The 17,069-nt window shown below is 71.8% G+C and carries 15 protein-coding genes; 9 read left to right on the forward strand and 6 right to left on the reverse strand.

Annotation, left to right across the window (positions count from 1 at the left end):
• Positions 1 to 87: 87 nt before the first annotated feature.
• Entirely contained in the window at positions 88 to 1,485 is a 1,398-nt protein-coding gene (locus tag BLU82_RS23465; protein WP_092623436.1) for an aspartate ammonia-lyase, read from the forward strand.
• 63 nt (positions 1,486 to 1,548) lie between these two features.
• On the opposite strand, the gene BLU82_RS23470 is transcribed toward BLU82_RS23465, so the two are convergent.
• From BLU82_RS23470 to BLU82_RS23480, 3 genes are all read right to left on the reverse strand, one after another.
• Positions 1,549 to 2,100: a lytic transglycosylase domain-containing protein gene (locus BLU82_RS23470; protein WP_092623437.1), complete on the reverse strand. Its 552-nt coding sequence runs from the start codon at positions 2,098 to 2,100 to the stop codon at positions 1,549 to 1,551.
• 374 nt (positions 2,101 to 2,474) lie between these two features.
• The gene (locus BLU82_RS23475; RefSeq protein ID WP_092623438.1) at positions 2,475 to 3,815 is read right to left on the reverse strand and encodes a PhoH family protein; all 1,341 of its coding nucleotides are present in this window, start codon (positions 3,813 to 3,815) and stop codon (positions 2,475 to 2,477) included.
• 365 nt (positions 3,816 to 4,180) lie between these two features.
• On the reverse strand, positions 4,181 to 4,678 hold the full coding sequence (locus BLU82_RS23480) for a GbsR/MarR family transcriptional regulator (RefSeq protein ID WP_092623439.1): 498 nt from the start codon (positions 4,676 to 4,678) through the stop codon (positions 4,181 to 4,183).
• Between the two features lie 229 nt (positions 4,679 to 4,907).
• On the opposite strand from BLU82_RS23480, the gene BLU82_RS23485 reads away from it, so the two are divergent.
• The 4 genes from BLU82_RS23485 (at position 4,908) to BLU82_RS23500 (ending at position 9,865) form a co-directional block, all read left to right on the forward strand.
• A complete protein-coding gene (locus BLU82_RS23485; RefSeq protein ID WP_157741214.1) occupies positions 4,908 to 6,521 on the forward strand; it encodes an ABC transporter substrate-binding protein in 1,614 nt (537 codons plus the stop codon).
• A 44-nt stretch (positions 6,522 to 6,565) separates the two neighbouring features.
• Positions 6,566 to 7,936, forward strand: a complete 1,371-nt coding sequence (locus tag BLU82_RS23490; RefSeq protein ID WP_197682414.1) for a M14 family zinc carboxypeptidase — start codon at positions 6,566 to 6,568, stop codon at positions 7,934 to 7,936.
• A gap of 11 nt (positions 7,937 to 7,947) precedes the next feature.
• On the forward strand, positions 7,948 to 8,874 hold the full coding sequence (locus tag BLU82_RS23495) for an ABC transporter permease (RefSeq protein WP_092623441.1): 927 nt from the start codon (positions 7,948 to 7,950) through the stop codon (positions 8,872 to 8,874).
• 85 nt (positions 8,875 to 8,959) lie between these two features.
• Positions 8,960 to 9,865 carry an ABC transporter permease gene (locus BLU82_RS23500; RefSeq protein WP_231947570.1) on the forward strand — a complete coding sequence of 302 codons (906 nt, stop codon included), beginning with the start codon at positions 8,960 to 8,962 and terminating at the stop codon, positions 9,863 to 9,865.
• A gap of 1,262 nt (positions 9,866 to 11,127) precedes the next feature.
• On the opposite strand, the gene BLU82_RS23510 is transcribed toward BLU82_RS23500, so the two are convergent.
• Positions 11,128 to 11,946 (reverse strand): NAD(P)H-binding protein, encoded by an 819-nt coding sequence (locus BLU82_RS23510; protein ID WP_092626197.1) that lies wholly within the window; start codon positions 11,944 to 11,946, stop codon positions 11,128 to 11,130.
• A gap of 99 nt (positions 11,947 to 12,045) precedes the next feature.
• Between BLU82_RS23510 and BLU82_RS23515 the strand changes: the two genes are divergently transcribed.
• From BLU82_RS23515 to BLU82_RS23525, 3 genes are read left to right on the forward strand one after another with little or no spacing between them, the layout of a single operon-like run.
• On the forward strand, positions 12,046 to 12,450 hold the full coding sequence (locus BLU82_RS23515) for a VOC family protein (RefSeq protein ID WP_092623444.1): 405 nt from the start codon (positions 12,046 to 12,048) through the stop codon (positions 12,448 to 12,450).
• Complete coding sequence (locus BLU82_RS23520; RefSeq protein ID WP_092623445.1) at positions 12,447 to 13,535, forward strand: sigma-70 family RNA polymerase sigma factor; 1,089 nt, start codon at positions 12,447 to 12,449, stop codon at positions 13,533 to 13,535. The genes BLU82_RS23515 and BLU82_RS23520 overlap by 4 nt, the downstream gene beginning before the upstream one ends.
• Positions 13,532 to 14,134: a TIGR03086 family metal-binding protein gene (locus BLU82_RS23525; RefSeq protein ID WP_092623446.1), complete on the forward strand. Its 603-nt coding sequence runs from the start codon at positions 13,532 to 13,534 to the stop codon at positions 14,132 to 14,134. Before BLU82_RS23520 ends, BLU82_RS23525 begins: the two co-directional genes overlap by 4 nt.
• 838 nt (positions 14,135 to 14,972) lie before the next feature.
• Here the strand turns inward: BLU82_RS23525 and BLU82_RS23530 are convergent.
• Positions 14,973 to 15,734, reverse strand: coding sequence for an isoprenyl transferase (locus BLU82_RS23530; protein ID WP_069115408.1), 762 nt, complete (start codon positions 15,732 to 15,734; stop codon positions 14,973 to 14,975).
• Positions 15,735 to 15,844: 110 nt separating this feature from the next.
• Between BLU82_RS23530 and BLU82_RS23535 the strand changes: the two genes are divergently transcribed.
• The gene (locus BLU82_RS23535) at positions 15,845 to 16,531 is read left to right on the forward strand and encodes a hemolysin III family protein (RefSeq protein ID WP_092626199.1); all 687 of its coding nucleotides are present in this window, start codon (positions 15,845 to 15,847) and stop codon (positions 16,529 to 16,531) included.
• 4 nt (positions 16,532 to 16,535) lie between these two features.
• On the opposite strand, the gene BLU82_RS23540 is transcribed toward BLU82_RS23535, so the two are convergent.
• A complete protein-coding gene (locus BLU82_RS23540; RefSeq protein WP_092623447.1) occupies positions 16,536 to 17,054 on the reverse strand; it encodes a hypothetical protein in 519 nt (172 codons plus the stop codon).
• Positions 17,055 to 17,069: the final 15 nt, after the last annotated feature.

Raw genomic sequence — 17,069 nt, forward strand, 5'->3', positions numbered from 1 at the left:
TTTTCCCCTGATCTACCCCCGAGGCGGCGCCGACCGCGGGAGTACCCCGCGGGACCACGCGTACGCCCGGTCGACGATGATGGGCACATGAGCGAGCAGGAGTACCGCATCGAACACGACACCATGGGCGAGGTACGGGTTCCCGCGGCGGCGAAGTACCGCGCGCAGACCCAGCGCGCCGTCGAGAACTTCCCGATCTCCGGCACGCCCATCGAGGGCGCGCTGATCCGCGCGCTTGCCTCCATCAAGGGGGCGGCGGCGCAGGTCAACGCCGAGCTGGGGGTGCTCGACGCCGACATCGCGAAGGCCGTCCAGGACGCCGCCGCCGACGTCGCGAGCGGCCAGTACGACGGCCACTTCCCCATCGACGTCTTCCAGACCGGGTCCGGCACGTCCAGCAACATGAACACCAACGAGGTCATCGCCACGCTCGCCACCGAGCGGCTGGGCCGGCCGGTGCACCCGAACGACCACGTCAACGCGTCGCAGTCGAGCAACGACGTGTTCCCGACGGCCATCCACATCGCCGCCACGCGCGCCGTCGTCGAGGACCTCGTCCCGGCGCTGCGCCACCTCGAGGGCGAGCTGACGCGCAAGGCCGTCGAGTTCGTGTCCGTCGTGAAGAGCGGCCGCACGCACCTGATGGACGCCACCCCCGTCACGCTCGGCCAGGAGTTCGGCGGCTACGCGGCGCAGGTCGCCTACGGCGTCGAGCGGCTCGAGGCCGTGCTGCCGCGAGTCGCGGAGGTCCCGCTGGGCGGCACCGCGGTCGGCACCGGCATCAACACGCCGCCCGGGTTCGCCGCCGCCGTCATCGGGCGCATCGCCACCGACTCCGGCCTGCTGTTCACCGAGGCGCGCAACCACTTCGAGGCGCAGGGCGCCCGCGACGGCCTGGTCGAGCTGTCCGGCCAGCTGCGCACCATCGCGGTGTCGTTGTACAAGATCTCCAACGACGTCCGCTGGATGGGCTCCGGCCCGCGCGCCGGCCTGGCCGAGATCGCGCTGCCCGACCTCCAGCCCGGCTCGTCGATCATGCCGGGCAAGGTCAACCCCGTCATCCCCGAGGCGCTGTGCATGGTGTCGGCGCAGGTCGTTGGCAACGACGCCACGGTGGCGTTCGCGGGCGCCGCCGGCAACTTCGAGCTGAACGTCATGCTGCCGGTCATCGCACGCAACGTGCTCGAGTCGATCCGCCTGCTGGCCAACATCTCGCGGCTGTTCGCCGACCGCTGCGTCGCCGGCATCGAGGCCAACGAGGAGCGCTGCCGCGAGTACGCCGAGTCGTCGCCGTCCATCGTCACGCCGCTGAACCGCTACATCGGCTACGAAGAGGCGGCCAAGGTCGCCAAGCAGGCACTGGCCGAGCGCAAGACCATCCGCGAGGTCGTCGTCGAGCGCGGCTACGTCGCCGACGGCAAGCTCACCGAGGACCAGCTCGACCAAGCGCTCGACGTGCTGAGCATGACGCGCCCGCCGTCCTGACCCCGAACAGCGCGAACCCCCGGCACCAGCGTTCGGTGCCGGGGGTTCGTTCGGTTCTGAGCGTCAGTACCAGCCGACGGACTCGGAGTGCGCCCACGCGCCGCACGGGTCGCCGTACCGGCCCTCGATGTACCAGAGGCCCCACTCGATCTGGGTGACCGGGTTGGTGCGGTAGTCGTCGCCGAAGCGGGACATCTTGTCCGCCGGCAGCGACTGCGGGATGCCGTACGCGCCCGACGACGGGTTCTCGGCGGTGTGCCGCCAGTTGGACTCGCGGGTCCACAGGTTGTCGAGGCACTGGAACTGGTCGTCGCCCCAGCCGTAGTCGGCCATCAGGGTGCGGGCGGCGGACTGCGGGTCCTCGACGGCCCGCTCCAGCGACCGGGCGGCCTCCTCGGCGGCGGCCTGGCGGGCCGCCTCCGCGGCTGCGGCCGCTTCGGCCTCCGCCTGAGCCTTGGCCTCGGCCTCCGCCTGGGCCTGCGCGGCGGCCGCCGCTTCGGCCTCGGCCTGCACCTGGGCCTCGGCGGCCGCGGCGAGGTCGTCCTCGAGGGACGGCAGCTCGGGCGACTGGGCCTTGGAGCCGACCTCCGGCAGCGTCAGCTGCTGGGTGCTCACGGCGGCGGTTCCGGAACTGGTGGAATCGACGAGCCACCCCGTGAAGAGGGTGGCGAGAACGGTGATCGAGGCGAGGATGCCGAGGCCTGCTGCGACTCGGCGCAGGCGCCTTCGTCTTCGATGCACGAGTAGGGGAACCTTCCTGTAGGGCTCCACCACACTGCAATGGAAACGTGATCGTTGCCAACTCGACGGCGTGTCACACGGCCCATCGTGACGCTCTGCCGCTACGCGGAGACGTCCCGCCGAGGCTGACGCGCACCCCTTCGCCGTTCCCCTCGCTTGCCCGCCCTGACCTGCGGGAACTCCCGCGTCACCAGAGGTAACACGGGAGTTCCCGACATAGCTGACGAATCAAGTAAATGAGACGTCGCTCACCCAGGGGTCCGTTCGAGCATCTCGGTGACCAGCGCGGCGATCGGCGACCGCTCGGACCGGGTCAGCGTGACGTGCGCGAACAGCGGGTGCCCCTTCAGCTTCTCGGCCACCGCGACGACGCCGTCGTGGCGCCCGACGCGGAGGTTGTCGCGCTGCCCGACGTCGTGCGTCAGGACCACCCGGGAGTTGCTGCCGATGCGCGACAGCACCGTCAGCAGCACGTTGCGCTCCAGCGACTGCGCCTCGTCGACGATGACGAAGGAGTCGTGCAGCGACCGGCCCCGGATGTGCGTCAGCGGCAGCACCTCGAGCATGCCCCGCTCGACCACCTCGTCGATGACGTCCTGCGTGGTCAGCGCGCCGAGGGTGTCGAACACCGCCTGCGCCCAGGGGTTCATCTTCTCCGACTCGCTGCCCGGCAGGTAGCCGAGATCCTGGCCGCCGACCGCGTACAACGGCCGGAACACGACGACCTTCTTGTGCAGCCGCCGCTCCATCACCGCCTCGAGCCCGGCGCACAGCGCCAGCGCCGACTTGCCCGTACCGGCCCGGCCGCCCATCGACACGATGCCCACCTCGTCGTCGAGCAACAGGTCGAGGGCGATGCGCTGCTCCGCCGACCGTCCGTGCAGGCCGAAGGCTTCGCGGTCGCCGCGGACCAGCTTGATCCGCTTGTCCGCCGTCATGCGGCCCAGGCCGCTGCCGCGCTCGCTGTGCAGCACCAGGCCGGTGTGGCAGGGCAGCTCGCGGGCCTCCTCGAGGTCGGCGTACCCGTTCTCGTACAGCTCGTCGAGCAGGCTGCCGGCCACCTCCAGCTCCGCCATACCCGTCCAGCCGGACTCGATGACGGTCTCGGCGCGGTACTCCTCGGCGTGCAGCCCCACCGACGACGCCTTGACCCGCATCGGCAGGTCCTTCGACACCAACGTCACGTCGTGCCCCTCGGCGGCCAGGTTGCGGGCCACCGCCAGGATGCGGGAGTCGTTGTCGCCCAGCCGGAAACCCGCCGGCAGCACCTCGGGATCGGTGTGGTTCAGCTCGACCCGGACCGTGCCACCCTCATCGCCGACCGCTATGGGGTCGTCGAGGCGGCCATGCTCCACCCGCAACTCGTCCAGCAGCCGCAACGCTGCTCGGGCGAAGTAACCCAGCTCGGGATGGTGGCGCTTGGCCTCGAGTTCGGTGATCACCACGATCGGCAACACGACGTCGTGCTCCGCGAAGCGGAGTATCGCGTACGGGTCGGCCAGCAGCACGCTCGTATCGAGAACGTAGGTGCGGCGAGCCGGCTCCTGCCGGGTGGTGCGACGACGGGTCTGAGTCTTGGAAGCGGCCACGTCCGTCTCCCTCACGCCTGAATGCACCCTGACTATTCAGGCGTCTGTGTCGCGCGGAGTGCCGGGACCGAGCCCACTGGGCCGGGTGCCGGCCCTCCGTTCGCGCCATGGTGTCAGCACGTAGGACGGGCCTCCCGAGCGGCCGGCTACTCACCGTCCGCCACTGCCAAGATTACTGCCAAGCGTGATCCCGGCGATAGGACACGCCTGAACGGCGCGTTAACGATGTGTTTCGCGAACGGCGGTGGCGGCCGGACGGATCGGCTTCGCCGGGGCGCTGAGGTGCGCATTCTCCGCCGCCTGACCGCGGTGACGGTGGATTCGTCCTGGCCGGCGGGGGTTCGATTCTCGCGGTCCGGAGCGGCTCAGCCGGCGTCGTCGCCGCGCTCGGCGTCGCGCTGGCGCTTGTACTCCTCCCACTCGTTGCCCAGGGTGCGATGCCGGGCCTCGAGCCAGTTGAAGTAGTCGCGCATGTTGGCCATCCGGCGCCGGACGATGTCGTCCTCGGCCCCGAGGGCGGCCACGACCTCGTCGGCCAGGCGCTGACGCTTGTAGAGGTAGCGGTGCTCCGTCGCGAGGAACGCGCCCCACACGTCATCGTCGGCACGGTAGAAGTGGCCACGAGAGCCGGGGACCGAGACGCGGCGGATGAACCCCGGCGCCGAGAGCGCACGCGTCGCCGCGGAGATGGAGCCGGCGCTGGCGTTGAGCTCCTGCATCAGCTCCGCCGTGGACACGTGCGGGTCGGAGCTCAGCATGAGGTAGCCGAGGACGCGGCCGTTCATGCGCCGCTCCCCCATCTCTTCGAAGAGCAGCCCGAGCTCCTCGACGAAGAACTCGAGCTTGGCCCGGTCGTCCGCCATGACACCTCCTCCGGCCCACATGGTGGGCCATGACCACCGGGGTCCGCCAGTGGGTGTTTCGGCGTACGGGGCATGTGCCGCCCCGCCGACGCCTACGATTAAGTCTCAGTAACTTCTGAAAGTTCGATGAGAATATCTCTTGCTTGAAACTTCAGAGTGTCACTAGATTCACCCACACTTCAAGCGATCGGGCACCGAGACTGCCCGCGGCACACCCCGAGAGGTGACCATGCGCACGTGGCAACGGCTCGCAGCACTCGCTGTCGGTGCTGCTCTCTTCACCGTCACCGCCTGTGGTGGCGGCTCCGACGACACCTCCGACACCGGTGGGGACGGCGGCGGTGAGGGCACCGGCGGCACGTTCTCCGTCGGCATCGACGAACCCGACGCCCTCCTTCCGGGCCGGTCCCAGGGCGCGTTCGACGAGATGCACGCGCTCTTCTCCGGCCTGGTCAAGTTCGGCGACCAGAGTGAACCGCAGATGTTGAACGCCGAGTCGATCGAGAGCGACGACAACATCGTCTGGACCATCGCCCTCAAGCCGGGGTGGACGTTCCACGACGGCACGACGGTGACCGCGCAGAGCTACGCCGACGCCTGGAACGCCACGGCGTACGGGCCGAACGCGTGGGCCAACAACGCCCAACTGTCCGGCATCGTCGGCTGGGACGAGCTGAACCCGGCCGAGGGAACCCCCGCCACCGACACGCTCTCCGGCGTCGAGGTGGTCGACGAGAACACGCTGCGGGTGACGCTCAAGGCGGCCGACAGCCAGTTCCCGTACAAGCTGGGCCAGCCGGGCTTCTACCCGCTGCCCGAGGTCGCGTTCGCCGACTTCGACGCGTTCAACGAGGCGCCGGTCGGCAACGGGCCGTACATGATGGACGGCGCGTGGGAACACGACGTGCAGCTGTCGGTGACCCGCTACGAGGACTACCAGGGTCCGAAGCCGAACGCCGACGGCATCACGTTCCGCATCTACAGCGACACCACGACGGCCTACACCGACGCGATCGGCGGCGCCGTCGACATCGTGTCGGTGCCGCAGGAGAAGTACAAGCAGGTCGCCACCGACTTCACGGACAGCTTCGTCGCGTTCAACGCGGTCCGGCTGGACTGGCTCGGCTTCCCGCTGTGGGACCCGCGCTTCCAGGACCCGCGGCTGCGTCAGGCCATCTCGATGTCGATCGACCGCGACGCCGTCAACGAGGCCATCTTCGGCGGCCTCTACACGCCGGCGACGTCGTACCACGGCCCGTCCGCCCCGGGTGGCGGCACCGAGGGCCTGTGCGGCGAGTTCTGCGAGTTCGACCCCGACCGGGCCAAGGAGCTGCTGGCCGAGGCCGGCGGCTGGGAGGGCCCGATGGAGATCTGGTTCCCCGGTGGCGTCGGCTACGACCAGACCTTCGAGGCGCTGGCCAACCAGATCCGGCAGAACCTGGGCATCGAAGAGGTCACGACGCGCAGCCAGCCGGGCTTCGTCCAGTTCCTCGACGCGCTGCGCACGCAGCAGGCCACCGGCCCGTTCCGCGGCGGCTGGGGCTCGCTCTACCCGAGCATGCAGAGCCAGCTGTTCGCGGTGTTCAGCTCGCACGGCGACGCCCGCGAGGGTGGCGGCGGCTACTCGAACCCCGAGGTGGACGCGCTGATCGCGCAGGCCGACGCGGCGCCGTCGCTGGACGAGGCGACCGAGCTGTACAAGGCGGCCGAGGAGCGGATCATCGAGGACTTCCCGATCGTCCCGCTGTTCTACGCCAAGTACGTCTACGCGCACAGCAGCAACGTCTCCAACGTGATCATCGGGTTCGACCAGATCGAGCTCAACGAGGTCGTCGTCAACTGACGGCGTCCCCGGCCACGGTCAGCACGCGCAGAGAAGGGCAGAGAGTGACGATCCCGACGTCCCACCTGGTCGACGAGGCACTACGGGTACAGCCGGAGGCCGACGCGTTCCCCACGGTCGACGAGCTGGCCGCGGCGCTGGAGCGCACGCACGCGGCCCACCCGGACGTGACCCGGATCCGCCGGGTGGGCACGTCGCGGCTCGGCGAGCCGATCGAGGCCATCACGATCGGCTCCGCGGACCGGCACGCCGTCGTCTTCGGCGGCGTGCACCCGAACGAGCCGATCGGCAACATCACCGCCCTGCATCTGATCGAGCGGCTGACGACCGACCGCGAGCTGCTCGACCGCCTGGACTACACCTGGCACATCGTGCCGTGCATCGACCCCGACGGCATGCGGCTCAACGAGGGCTGGTTCCGCGGCCCGCTGAACCGGCCCGCCTACGGCCGCCGGTTCTACCGACCGGCCCCGGACGAGCAGGTCGAGTGGACGTTCCCGTTCGCCTACAAGAAGGCGTACTTCGACCGGATGATGCCCGAGACGGTCGCGCTGATGCGGCTGATCGACGACACCAAGCCGGCCTTCATGTGCTCGCTGCACAACGGCGAGTACGGCGGCGTCTACTACTACCTGTCCCGCCCTGAGCCCGAGCTCTACCCGCTGCTGCACCAGATCGCCGCCGACGTCGACCTGCCGCTGGACACCGGTGAGCCGGAGGCCCCGTACGTCGACCGGTACGCCCCGGCGATCTTCGGGATGATCCGCAGCGAGGACCAGTACGACTTCACCGAGGCCGCCGGGCTCGACCCGACGGACCGGCAGGCGGGCGGGTCCAGCGCGGCATACGCCGCGAAGTACGGCACGCTGACGCTGGTCACGGAGATGCCGTACTGGATCCACCCCGACGCCAACGACGACACCCTGCTCACCCGCAGCTACGCCGACGTGCTGCGCGAGCAGGCCGGCGGGCTGCGCGAGACCCACGCCCTGCTGGACCGCATCCTCACCGCGGCCCGGCCCGACCTCACCGCGCGCTCGCCGTTCCTGCGCTCGTCCGAGGCGTTCGTGCCGATACTGGCCAAGGCGGCGCAGCAGAGCGAGCACCGTGCCGCCGACCCGTCCTCGCAGCGGCCGGCGTCGGTGTCCGAGCAGTTCGGCTGCCTCGACGTCGTGCACATGTTCCGGCTGCGCTGGGGCGGGACGCTGCTGCGGGCGCTCGACGGCGAGCTGGCCATCGGCAACGGCACGCCGGTCCTGCGCGAGCAGCGGGCCGCGATGGACGCGCTCTACGAGACCTGGGCCGCCGAAGCCGCCGAAGTGACCCCCGCGGAGGCCATCCCGTACGGCAAGCTTGCGGCCGTGCAGTACGCCGCCATCCTCGTCACCGCCGCCCACGCGGCGCGGCAGGGCTGAGGTCGTCCGGTATGAGCAAGTACGTCGTCTCGCGCCTGCTGCAGCTGGTGCTGGTGTTCTTCGGCGTGACGCTGCTCATCTACCTGGCCGTCTACGCGCTGCCCGGCGACCCGATCCGCGCCCTGGGCGGCGACCGCCAGCTGCCGGAGAGCGTCGTCAACGCGATGCGGGAGCAGTTCAACCTGAACGACCCCGTGCTGCTGCAGTACCTGAAGTACCTCGGCAACCTGTTCACCGGCGACCTCGGCACCGACTTCAACGGCCGCCCGGTGGCCGACCTCATGGGGCAGCGCTGGCCGGTGACGATCCGGCTCGCGCTGACGGCGTGGGTGATCCAGGTCGTCGTCGGCATCGGGCTGGGCGTGCTGACGGCGCTGCGCAAGGGCACCTGGCTGGACCACACGGTGCTGTTCTTCACCGTCGGCGTGATCTCGATCCCCGTGTTCGTGCTCGCGTACACCGCGCAGATCGTGTTCGGCGTCAAGCTCGGCATCGTCCCCGTCTCCGGCGTCGACGAGGGGTGGCCGGTGAGCTACCTGCTGCCGTCGCTGATCCTCGCGATCTTCGGCCTGGCGTCGGTGGCGCGGCTGGTGCGGGCCAGCATGCTGGAGAACCTGCGCGCCGACTACGTCAAGACGGCGACGGCGAAGGGGCTGAGCCGGCGGCGGGTGGTGTATCGGCATGTGCTGCGGAACTCGATGATCCCGGCCGTGACGTTCCTCGGCATCGACCTCGGCTACCTGCTCGGCGGCACCGTCATCATCGAGGGCGTCTTCAACCTGCCCGGCGTCGGCCAGCTGCTGTTCTCGTCCATCGCGTCGCAGCAGGGACCCGTCGTCGTCGGCGTCGCCACCGTCCTCGTCGTGATCTTCCTCCTGGCCAACCTCGTCGTGGACCTGCTCTACGGCGTGCTCGACCCGAGGATCCGTCATGAGTGATCCCACGTCCGCCATCACGACCACAGACCCGGGGGCCGCCGGCTCGTCGCCGGGGGCGTCCGGGGCTCCGGGTGCTCCGGGTGCTTTGGGGGCGCCGGGCGCGGGCTCCGGCTCCGGTTCCGACGCGGCCGGGAAGTCGTCGACGCTCGTCGGGGACGCCTGGCGGGAGTTGCGCCGCCGCCCGCTGTTCATCGTCGCGTCGCTGCTGGTGATGCTGCTGATCGTGGTGGCGATCGCGCCGCAGCTGTTCGCCGGCTGGTTCGGCAACGGCGACCCGCGGGTGTGCGACCTGTCGCGCAGCATCGAGGGCCCGGCGTCGGGGCATCCGTTCGGCTTCGACAAGCAGGGCTGCGACGTGTACGCGAACGTCGTCTACGGCGCCCGCGCCTCGATCAGCGTCGGTGTGCTGGTGACGGCGCTGACGTTGGCGCTCGCGCTGGTGCTGGGCAGCCTGGCCGGCTTCTTCGGCCGGGTGGTCGACGCCGTCGTGTCGCGGTTCGCCGACGTGTTCTTCGGGTTCCCGTTCCTGCTCGGCGCGCTGGTCGTGCTGACGGCGTTCGAGGCCCGCAGCATCTGGACCGTCGCCCTCGTCCTCGCCCTCTTCCGCTGGCCGTCGATGACCCGGGTGATGCGGTCGAGCGTCATCCAGGTCCGCGACATGGACTACGTGCGCGCCTCGGTCGGCCTCGGCGGCAGCAGGCTGTGGCTGCTGCGGCGGCACGTGCTGCCGAACGCGATCACGCCGATCATGGTCATGGTGACCCTCGACATCGGCACGGTCATCGTCGTCGAGTCCACCCTCACCTTCCTCGGCGTCGGCCTGCAGGCACCCGCGATCTCCTGGGGCCTGCAACTCTCCAACGCGTCGACGGACTTCGCGGCCGCCCCGCACCTGCTGATCTTCCCGTCGCTCTTCCTCAGCCTGACGGTGCTCAGCTTCATCGTGCTCGGCGACCTCATCCGCGATGCCCTGGACCCGCGGCTGCGCTGAGCCGGGCTTCGGCCCCGGGTCTCGCGCAGCCGCGGTGCGGGCGGTCTGACGGCCGCCTGCACCAACCGCGCCCTGGGTGGCGCCGATCAGCTCCCGCTTGCGCCGCGCTCGCCGCGCCCGCTCCCGCTTGCGCCGCGCTCGCCGCGCCCGCTCCCGCTTGCGCCGCGCTCGCCGCGCCCGCTCCCGCTTGCGCCGTGCCCGCCGCGCCCGCTTCCGCCGTGCCCGCCGCGCCCGCTTGCGTCGCTCCCGCCGCTCCTGCTCCCGCGCACGCTCCCGGACGGTAGCGAGTACGGACCACGGGCTGCGGGTGCCGCGCTCGGGCGCTCGCACGCCGTAACCTCACGCGCCAGGCGGTCCAATCCAGGCTGCCCGACCCCGACGGCGCCCACCAGGCAGCGGTCGTCAACTGAGCCGGCACCGCGGTGGCCCGATCCGGGACGGGCCAGCCGAAGCGGCCGTCCGGCGGACAGATGCACGCCACCAACCGGCCGCCGAACCGTTCGGGCGGCCGCCCCGGCAGGCCAACGCCACCCGCCAACCAGCCAGCGACCAGACCAGCCCGTTCGCCGGGCCACGCGCGCCGCCGACCAGCAGCCTGCTCGGGGCGCCCGTCCGCCAGGCCACGTACGCTGCCGACCAGCCACCCGACCCGCGGACCAACGCCACCCGCCAGCCAGCACGGTGCGCAGATCGGCGCGGCCGTCCGCCGGACCACGCCCGCCGCCGACCAGCAGCCCGCACGGGGGCGACCGTCCGCCGGGCCACGCGCGCCGCCGACCGGCGGCCCGCGCGGGGGCGACCGTCCGCCGGATCACGCGCGCCGCCGACCGGCCGCCTGGCCCACGGACCAGCGCCACCCATCAGCCGTCCGGCACGCCAACCCCACTGGCAACAAGCCAGCCGCCGAACGGGGGCGGCCGTCTAACGGGCAGACTCACACAGGCCGTCGACCGAACCGGGACGTACGCCGTGGTCACCGCTGTGCGCGGAGCATGTCCAGTGCGCACCGATCGGCGCGCACCGTAGCACCAGTTACTTCACTCGAGTTCTCCAGTCAGTCCTCCTCTCTCCGCAACACCGCCGGCCGGCCAACGACCGGCCCGTCCCCAGCCCTCGGTGCCCACGCCGGCGACCACACCCCGGCCCGGGCGTGCCTGACCGTCGCGGCCGCCATCACTTGGCCCACGCCCCGGGCCCACGCCCCGGGCCCACGCCCCGGGCCCAGGACCGGGCCCGGACGCGCCTGATCATCGCCGCCCCCATCACTCGGCCCACGCTCCGGCGGCCGCGGCCCCGGCGGCGTAGGTCTCGAAGGACAGCGGCGGCCGCCCGGTGACCCGCTCCACGACGTCGGAGGGCTCGCTGTGGCCGGCGGAACGGAGGGCGGCGAACGCCGCGGCGGCAGCGGCGGCCGCCTCACGGGGCACGCCGAGGCGGGCCTGCTGGGCGAGATAGTCGTCCTCTGAACCGAGGTAGCGCAGCGAACGCCCGGACGTGCGGGCGATGATCTCGGCCGCCGTGCCGAACGACAGCGCCCGCGGGCCGGTGACGTCGTAGCGAAGGCCGCCGTGGCCGGGCGAGGTGAGGGCGGCAGCAGCAACGGCGGCGATGTCGCCGGCGTCGACGAAGGCCTGGCGGAGGTCGCCGAGGGGCATCGCCAGCTCACCGGCGACGACGGCGGGCCGGAAGAAGCCTTCGTCGAAGTTCTGGTCGAACCAGTCGGCCCGCAGGATGGTCCACTCCGCGCCCGACCCGCGCACCACGGCCTCGGCGGCGAGCAGCCGGTCGTCGCGCATGACCTCGATGCCGCGGCTGGACAGCAGCACCACGCGGCGCACGCCGGACTCGACCGCCAGGGCGACGAACGCGGGGTCGACCGGCACGCCGTCGGGGGCCATGAGGAACAACCGGTCGGCGCCGGCCAGCGCGGGTTCCCACGTCGGCGGCGCGGACCAGTCGAACCGGACGTCGCCATGGCGGGAGGCCGCACGCACGGGCGCGCCCGCGTCGCGCAGCCGGGCGGTCAACCGGCGGCCGACGGTGCCGGCGCTGCCCAGGACCAGGATCGCTTGCTCGTTCATGATCATCAGTGAACCAGGCGCCACTGACAACGTCCGGCAGCGATGACTTTCCGCGCGTCCACTGGTCTACCCGGATAACAGCCACCAGAGGGAGACCCGATGAGTACCGCCAGCCTCGCGAGCATCCTGCTGTCCAGCACCGACCCGGACCGCCTCGGCGCCTGGTACGCCGCCGCGCTCACGCCGTCCGACGACGCGCGGGTAGGCGACTACCGGATGCTGCGCTACGGCGCCTTCCACCTGATGATCGACCAGCGCGACGACGTCGGGGCGGCGAACCCCGAGCCGGGCCGGATGATCCTCAACTTCGACGTCGACGACGCGCGCTCCGTCGTCGCCCGGCTGGACGACATGGGCGTCAGCTGGCTGGCCCCGCTGGAGGACCGTGACGGCAGCCTCTTCGCGACCGCGATCGACCCGGACGGCAACTACGTCCAGCTCATCCAGATCAGCCCCGAGCACCAGGCCCAACTGGCCGCGGACCACGCAGCGGACCAGGCATGACCACCGCGCTCACCGCCCTCCCGTCCATTGCCGACGGTCGCCGAGCAGACCATTCGGCGGCGTATCGTCGGCAGAGGACGAGGGAGGCGACGGTGCACACCACCACCGGCGAGACGACGGGCGACTTCCAGCAGCTGGCCCAGCCGTACCGGCGCGAGCTGCTCGCACACTGCTACCGCATGCTCGGCTCCGTCCACGACGCCGAGGACCTCGTGCAGGAGACGTACCTGCGCGCCTGGCGCGCCTACGACCGCTTCGAGGACCGCTCGTCGCTGCGCACGTGGCTCTACCGCATCGCGACGAACGCCTGCCTCACCGCGCTGGAGAGCCGCGGCCGCCGGCCCATGCCGACGGGGCTGGGCGGGCCGAGCACGGAGCCGGGCGGCGACCTCGTCGAACGGTCCGAGGTGCCGTGGCTGGAGCCGCTGCCCGACGTCGCGATCGGGGCCGGCGGCAGCGACGGCGCCGACCCCGCGTCCGTCGTCACGTCCCGCGAGAGCGTCCGGTTGGCGCTGGTCGCGGCGCTGCAGCACCTGCCGCCGCGACAGCGCGCCGTCCTGGTGCTGCGTGACGTGCTGCGCTGGAAGGCCGCCGAGGTCGCCGACCTGATCGGCACCTCGACCGCGGCCGTCAACAGCATGCTGCAGCGCGCGCACGCCCAGCTCGACAAGGTCGCGCCGTCCGAGGACGACGCCGTCGAGCCGCTGCCGCCCGAGCGCGAGGAGCTGCTGGAGCGGTACGTCACCGCGTTCGAGTCCTACGACATCGACGCGCTGGTGCGACTGCTCACCGCCGACGCCGTCTGGGAGATGCCACCGTTCGCCGCCTGGTTCGTCGGGCCGGCCGACATCGGCGAGCTGATCCGGGTCCAGTGCCCGATGAAGCGCTCCGGCGACATCCGCATCGTCCGCACGTCCGCCAACGGTCAGCCGGCGCTGGCGCAGTACCTGCGCGGCGACGACGACGTCTACCGGCCGTTCGCGGTGCAGGTCGTGTCGGCCGGCCCGACCGGCCTCACCCACATCGCCCAGTTCTTCGACGTGAGCCTGTTCCCGCGATTCGGGCTGCCGGACGTGCTGCCGTGACCGGCCCGCCGGCCGACGCGGCGGAACTGCTCGAACGGGCGCTCGGCTACACGACGGTCAGCCTGGGCCTGGTGCGGCCGGACCTGTTGTCGCGGCCGACGCCGTGCGCGGGCTGGGACCTGGGTGCGCTGCTGCGGCATCTGAACGACTCGCTGCTGACGCTGCTCGAGGCGACGGACACCGGCCGGGTCGCCGCACCCGCCGCCGTGGTGATGGCCGGCGCCGACGCCGACCCCGTTGGCACGCTGCGGTGGCGGGCCAGGACGCTGCTGGCCCGGTGCGCCGCCGGGTCCGGACCGGACGTCGTCGGGGTCGGAGGGCGGTGGCTGGCCGCCCGGACGGTCGCGGCGACCGGCGCGCTGGAGATCGCGGTCCACGGCTGGGACGTCGCCCGCGCGTGCGGCGCCGACCGGCCGCTGCCGCCGTCGTTCGCGCGGCGGCTGCTGGAGGTGTCGAGCCTGCTGGTCGACGACGTGGATCGGCCGGCGCGATTCGCGCCGCCGCTGTCCGTGCGCGACGGTGACGGGGCGGACGTGCGGCTGCTGGCGTTCCTCGGCCGGGCGGCGGCGCAGGGCGTGGCTCGCGGGTCGCTGGCGTAGCGAGCGGCCGGACGGTGTCAGTGCCCGCCCGTAGGGTGGGCACCCTCCCTAGAGGGGCGGGTCATACCTACCGCGAGCGAACGACCCACGGCGACAACCGGGCGGGGTCACGGTGGGCGGGGTGTCGGCAGGGGGCCACGGTGCAGGCAGCGGGCGGTAGGCGGCGGACGGCGGCGTCACCGGAGCCGGGCCGCGAACAGCAGGGCGTGGCTCGCGGGACTCGTTCGTAGCGAGCGGCCGGACGGTGTCAGTGCCCGCCCGTAGGGTGGGCACCCTCCCTCGAGGGGCGGGTCATACCTACCGCGAGCGAACGACGCACGGCGACGACGGGCCGGGCCACGGTGGGCGTTGCGGTGCGGCCGGCACCAGCACAGGGGTGGGTCATACCTACCGCGAGCGAACGACCCACGACGACAACGGCCCGGGCCACGGTGGGCGTTGCGGTGCGGCCGGCGCCAGCAGAGGGGTAGGTCATACCTACCGCGAGCGAACGACGCATGGCGACAACCGGCCGGGCCACGGTGGGCGTTGCGGCGGCGGGGTGTCGGCAGCGGGCCACGGCGAGGGCAGCAGACGGTAGGCGGCGGACGGCGGCGTCACCGGAGCCGGGCCGCGAACAGCAGGGCGTGGCTCGCGGGACTCGTTCGTAGCGAGCGGCCGGACGGTGTCAGTGCCCGCCCGTAGGGTGGGCACTCTCCCTCAAGGGGCGGGTCATACCTACCGCGAGAGAACGACCCACGGCGACAACGGCCCGGGCCACGGCGGGCGTCGCCGTCGCGGCGCGCGGCCCCGGCGAGCAGAGCGGCGGGCCAGAGCGAAGGCGGGCGGGCCGGCGAACCTAGCGGCCGTAGCGGCGTTCGCGCTCGCTGTACGACCGGAGCGCCCGGAGGAAGTCGACCCGGCGGAAGTCGGGCCAGAGGGCTTCGCAGAAGTAGAACTCCGAGTTGGCGCTCTGCCACAGCATGAACCCGGACAGCCGCTGCTCACCGCTGGCCCGGATGACGAGGTCGGGGTCGGGCTGGCCCTTGGTGTAGAGGTGTTCGGCGATGCCCTCGACGGTGACCACCTCGGCCACCTCCTCGATCGAAGCCCCGCGCGCGGCGTGCTCGTGCAGGAGAGCCCGGACGGCGTCGGCGATCTCGCGGCGGCCGCCGTAGCCGACGGCGACGTTGACGTGCATGCCGTCGAGGTCGCGGGTGCGGTCAGCGGCCTCTTTGATGACGGTGGCGGTGCGCGGCGGCAGGAGGTCGAGTGCGCCCATGGGGTAGACCCGCCAGCGCCCGGTGGCGGCGATGTCCTGGATGAGGTTCTCGATGATCCCCAGCAGCGGGACGAGCTCGTCCTCGGGCCGGTTGAGGTTGTCCGTGGACAGCATCCAGAGCGTGACGACGTTGACGTCGAGCTCGTCGCACCAGCCGAGGAACTCGCGCGCCTTCTCGGCGCCGGCCTGATGGCCGCTGGACGTGGGCGCGCTGAGGGCACGCGCCCAGCGGCGGTTGCCGTCCATGAGCACCGCGACGTGCTGCGGCAGGCGGCCGCGGTCGAGTTGGCGCTTGATGCGCTTTCCGTAGATGCGGTAGACCAGGTCGGACAGACCCATCGACCGATGCACCTCCAGCATCGTGGCCGTTCGCCGAACGTCATTTCTCCCCGCCCGAGAGTACTCTCATGCACCGGATGTGCGGTGAATTCACAGGTACGGTGGGGTTCATGACGTTCGACGAGCAGGTGCGCGACGCGGTCGCGGCGGTGAAGCCACGGCTGCGTGGCTGGCTGCACGCCGGGACGTTCCCGGTGGCGGTGCTGGCCGGCGTCGTGCTGGTCATCGTGGCGCCGACCACCCAGGTGCGGGTCAGCGCGGCCATCTACACCGTCACGGCGGCACTGTTGTTCGGCATCAGCGCCGTCTACCATCGCGGCCGCTGGTCACCGCGGGCGCAGGGGGTGCTGCGCCGGTTCGACCACGCCAACATCTTCCTGATCATCGCCGGCACGTACACGCCGTTCACGCTGCTCGTCCTGCCCGAGAACGACGGCACGCTGCTGCTGTGGCTGGTGTGGGCGGGCGCGCTGCTCGGCGTGCTGTTCCGGGTGTTCTGGGACGGCGCGCCGCGTTGGCTGTACGTGCCGATCTACGTGGCGCTCGGCTGGGCGGCGGTGTTCTGGCTGCCCGAGTTCGCCACGCACGGCGGCGCGGCGGTCGTCACGCTGATCATCGTCGGCGGGCTCATGTACACGCTGGGCGCCATCGTCTACGGCACCAAGCGCCCCAACCCGTCGCCGCGGTGGTTCGGCTTCCACGAGGTGTTCCACGCGTTCACACTGGCCGGCTTCGCCAGCCACCACGTCGGCATCTGGCTGGCCGCCTTCGGCGTGGGCGCCGTCGCCGCCACCTGACGCGTCACGGGGTAGGGCCGGCGGCCCGGACCTCCTCGACGTGGGTGAGCGCCTGACGCAGGTCGGCGAGCCACTCGTCGGCGTTCGTGGAGACGAGGCGGACGCACCAGGCGAGCGCCTCGGACCGCGACCGCGCCACCCCGGCGTCGACCAGGGTGTCGAGGACCTGCCGCTCCGGTTGCCGCAGCCGGGTCATGACGGGCGCGGCGAGCCGGGTGAACAACTCGCGCCGGTCGCCGCAGTCGACGCCCCAGGCGACCTTGCGGCGGCTGCGGTGCTCCAGCTCGCGGGCGATCTCGATGCGACGTTCCCGCGTGCTCTCGCGGAACGCGCCGATGCGGCCGGTCACGGCGGCGTCGCGCTCGACGTCGGAGACGTCGTCGGTGCCGGGCGCCGCGATGCGGCCCACGATCGTGATCTCCTCGCGGTCGACGGTCACCTCGAGAGGGCCGTCGAACCAGTCGTCCGGCAGCCGGCCGGTGAGCCAGCCCCGGATCCTCTCGACCTCGTCGTCTTTGCTCATGTAGCGATGATTACA

Origin of the sequence: Jiangella sp. DSM 45060 (genome assembly GCF_900105175.1) — a bacterium.
GTDB lineage: Bacteria > Actinomycetota > Actinomycetes > Jiangellales > Jiangellaceae > Jiangella.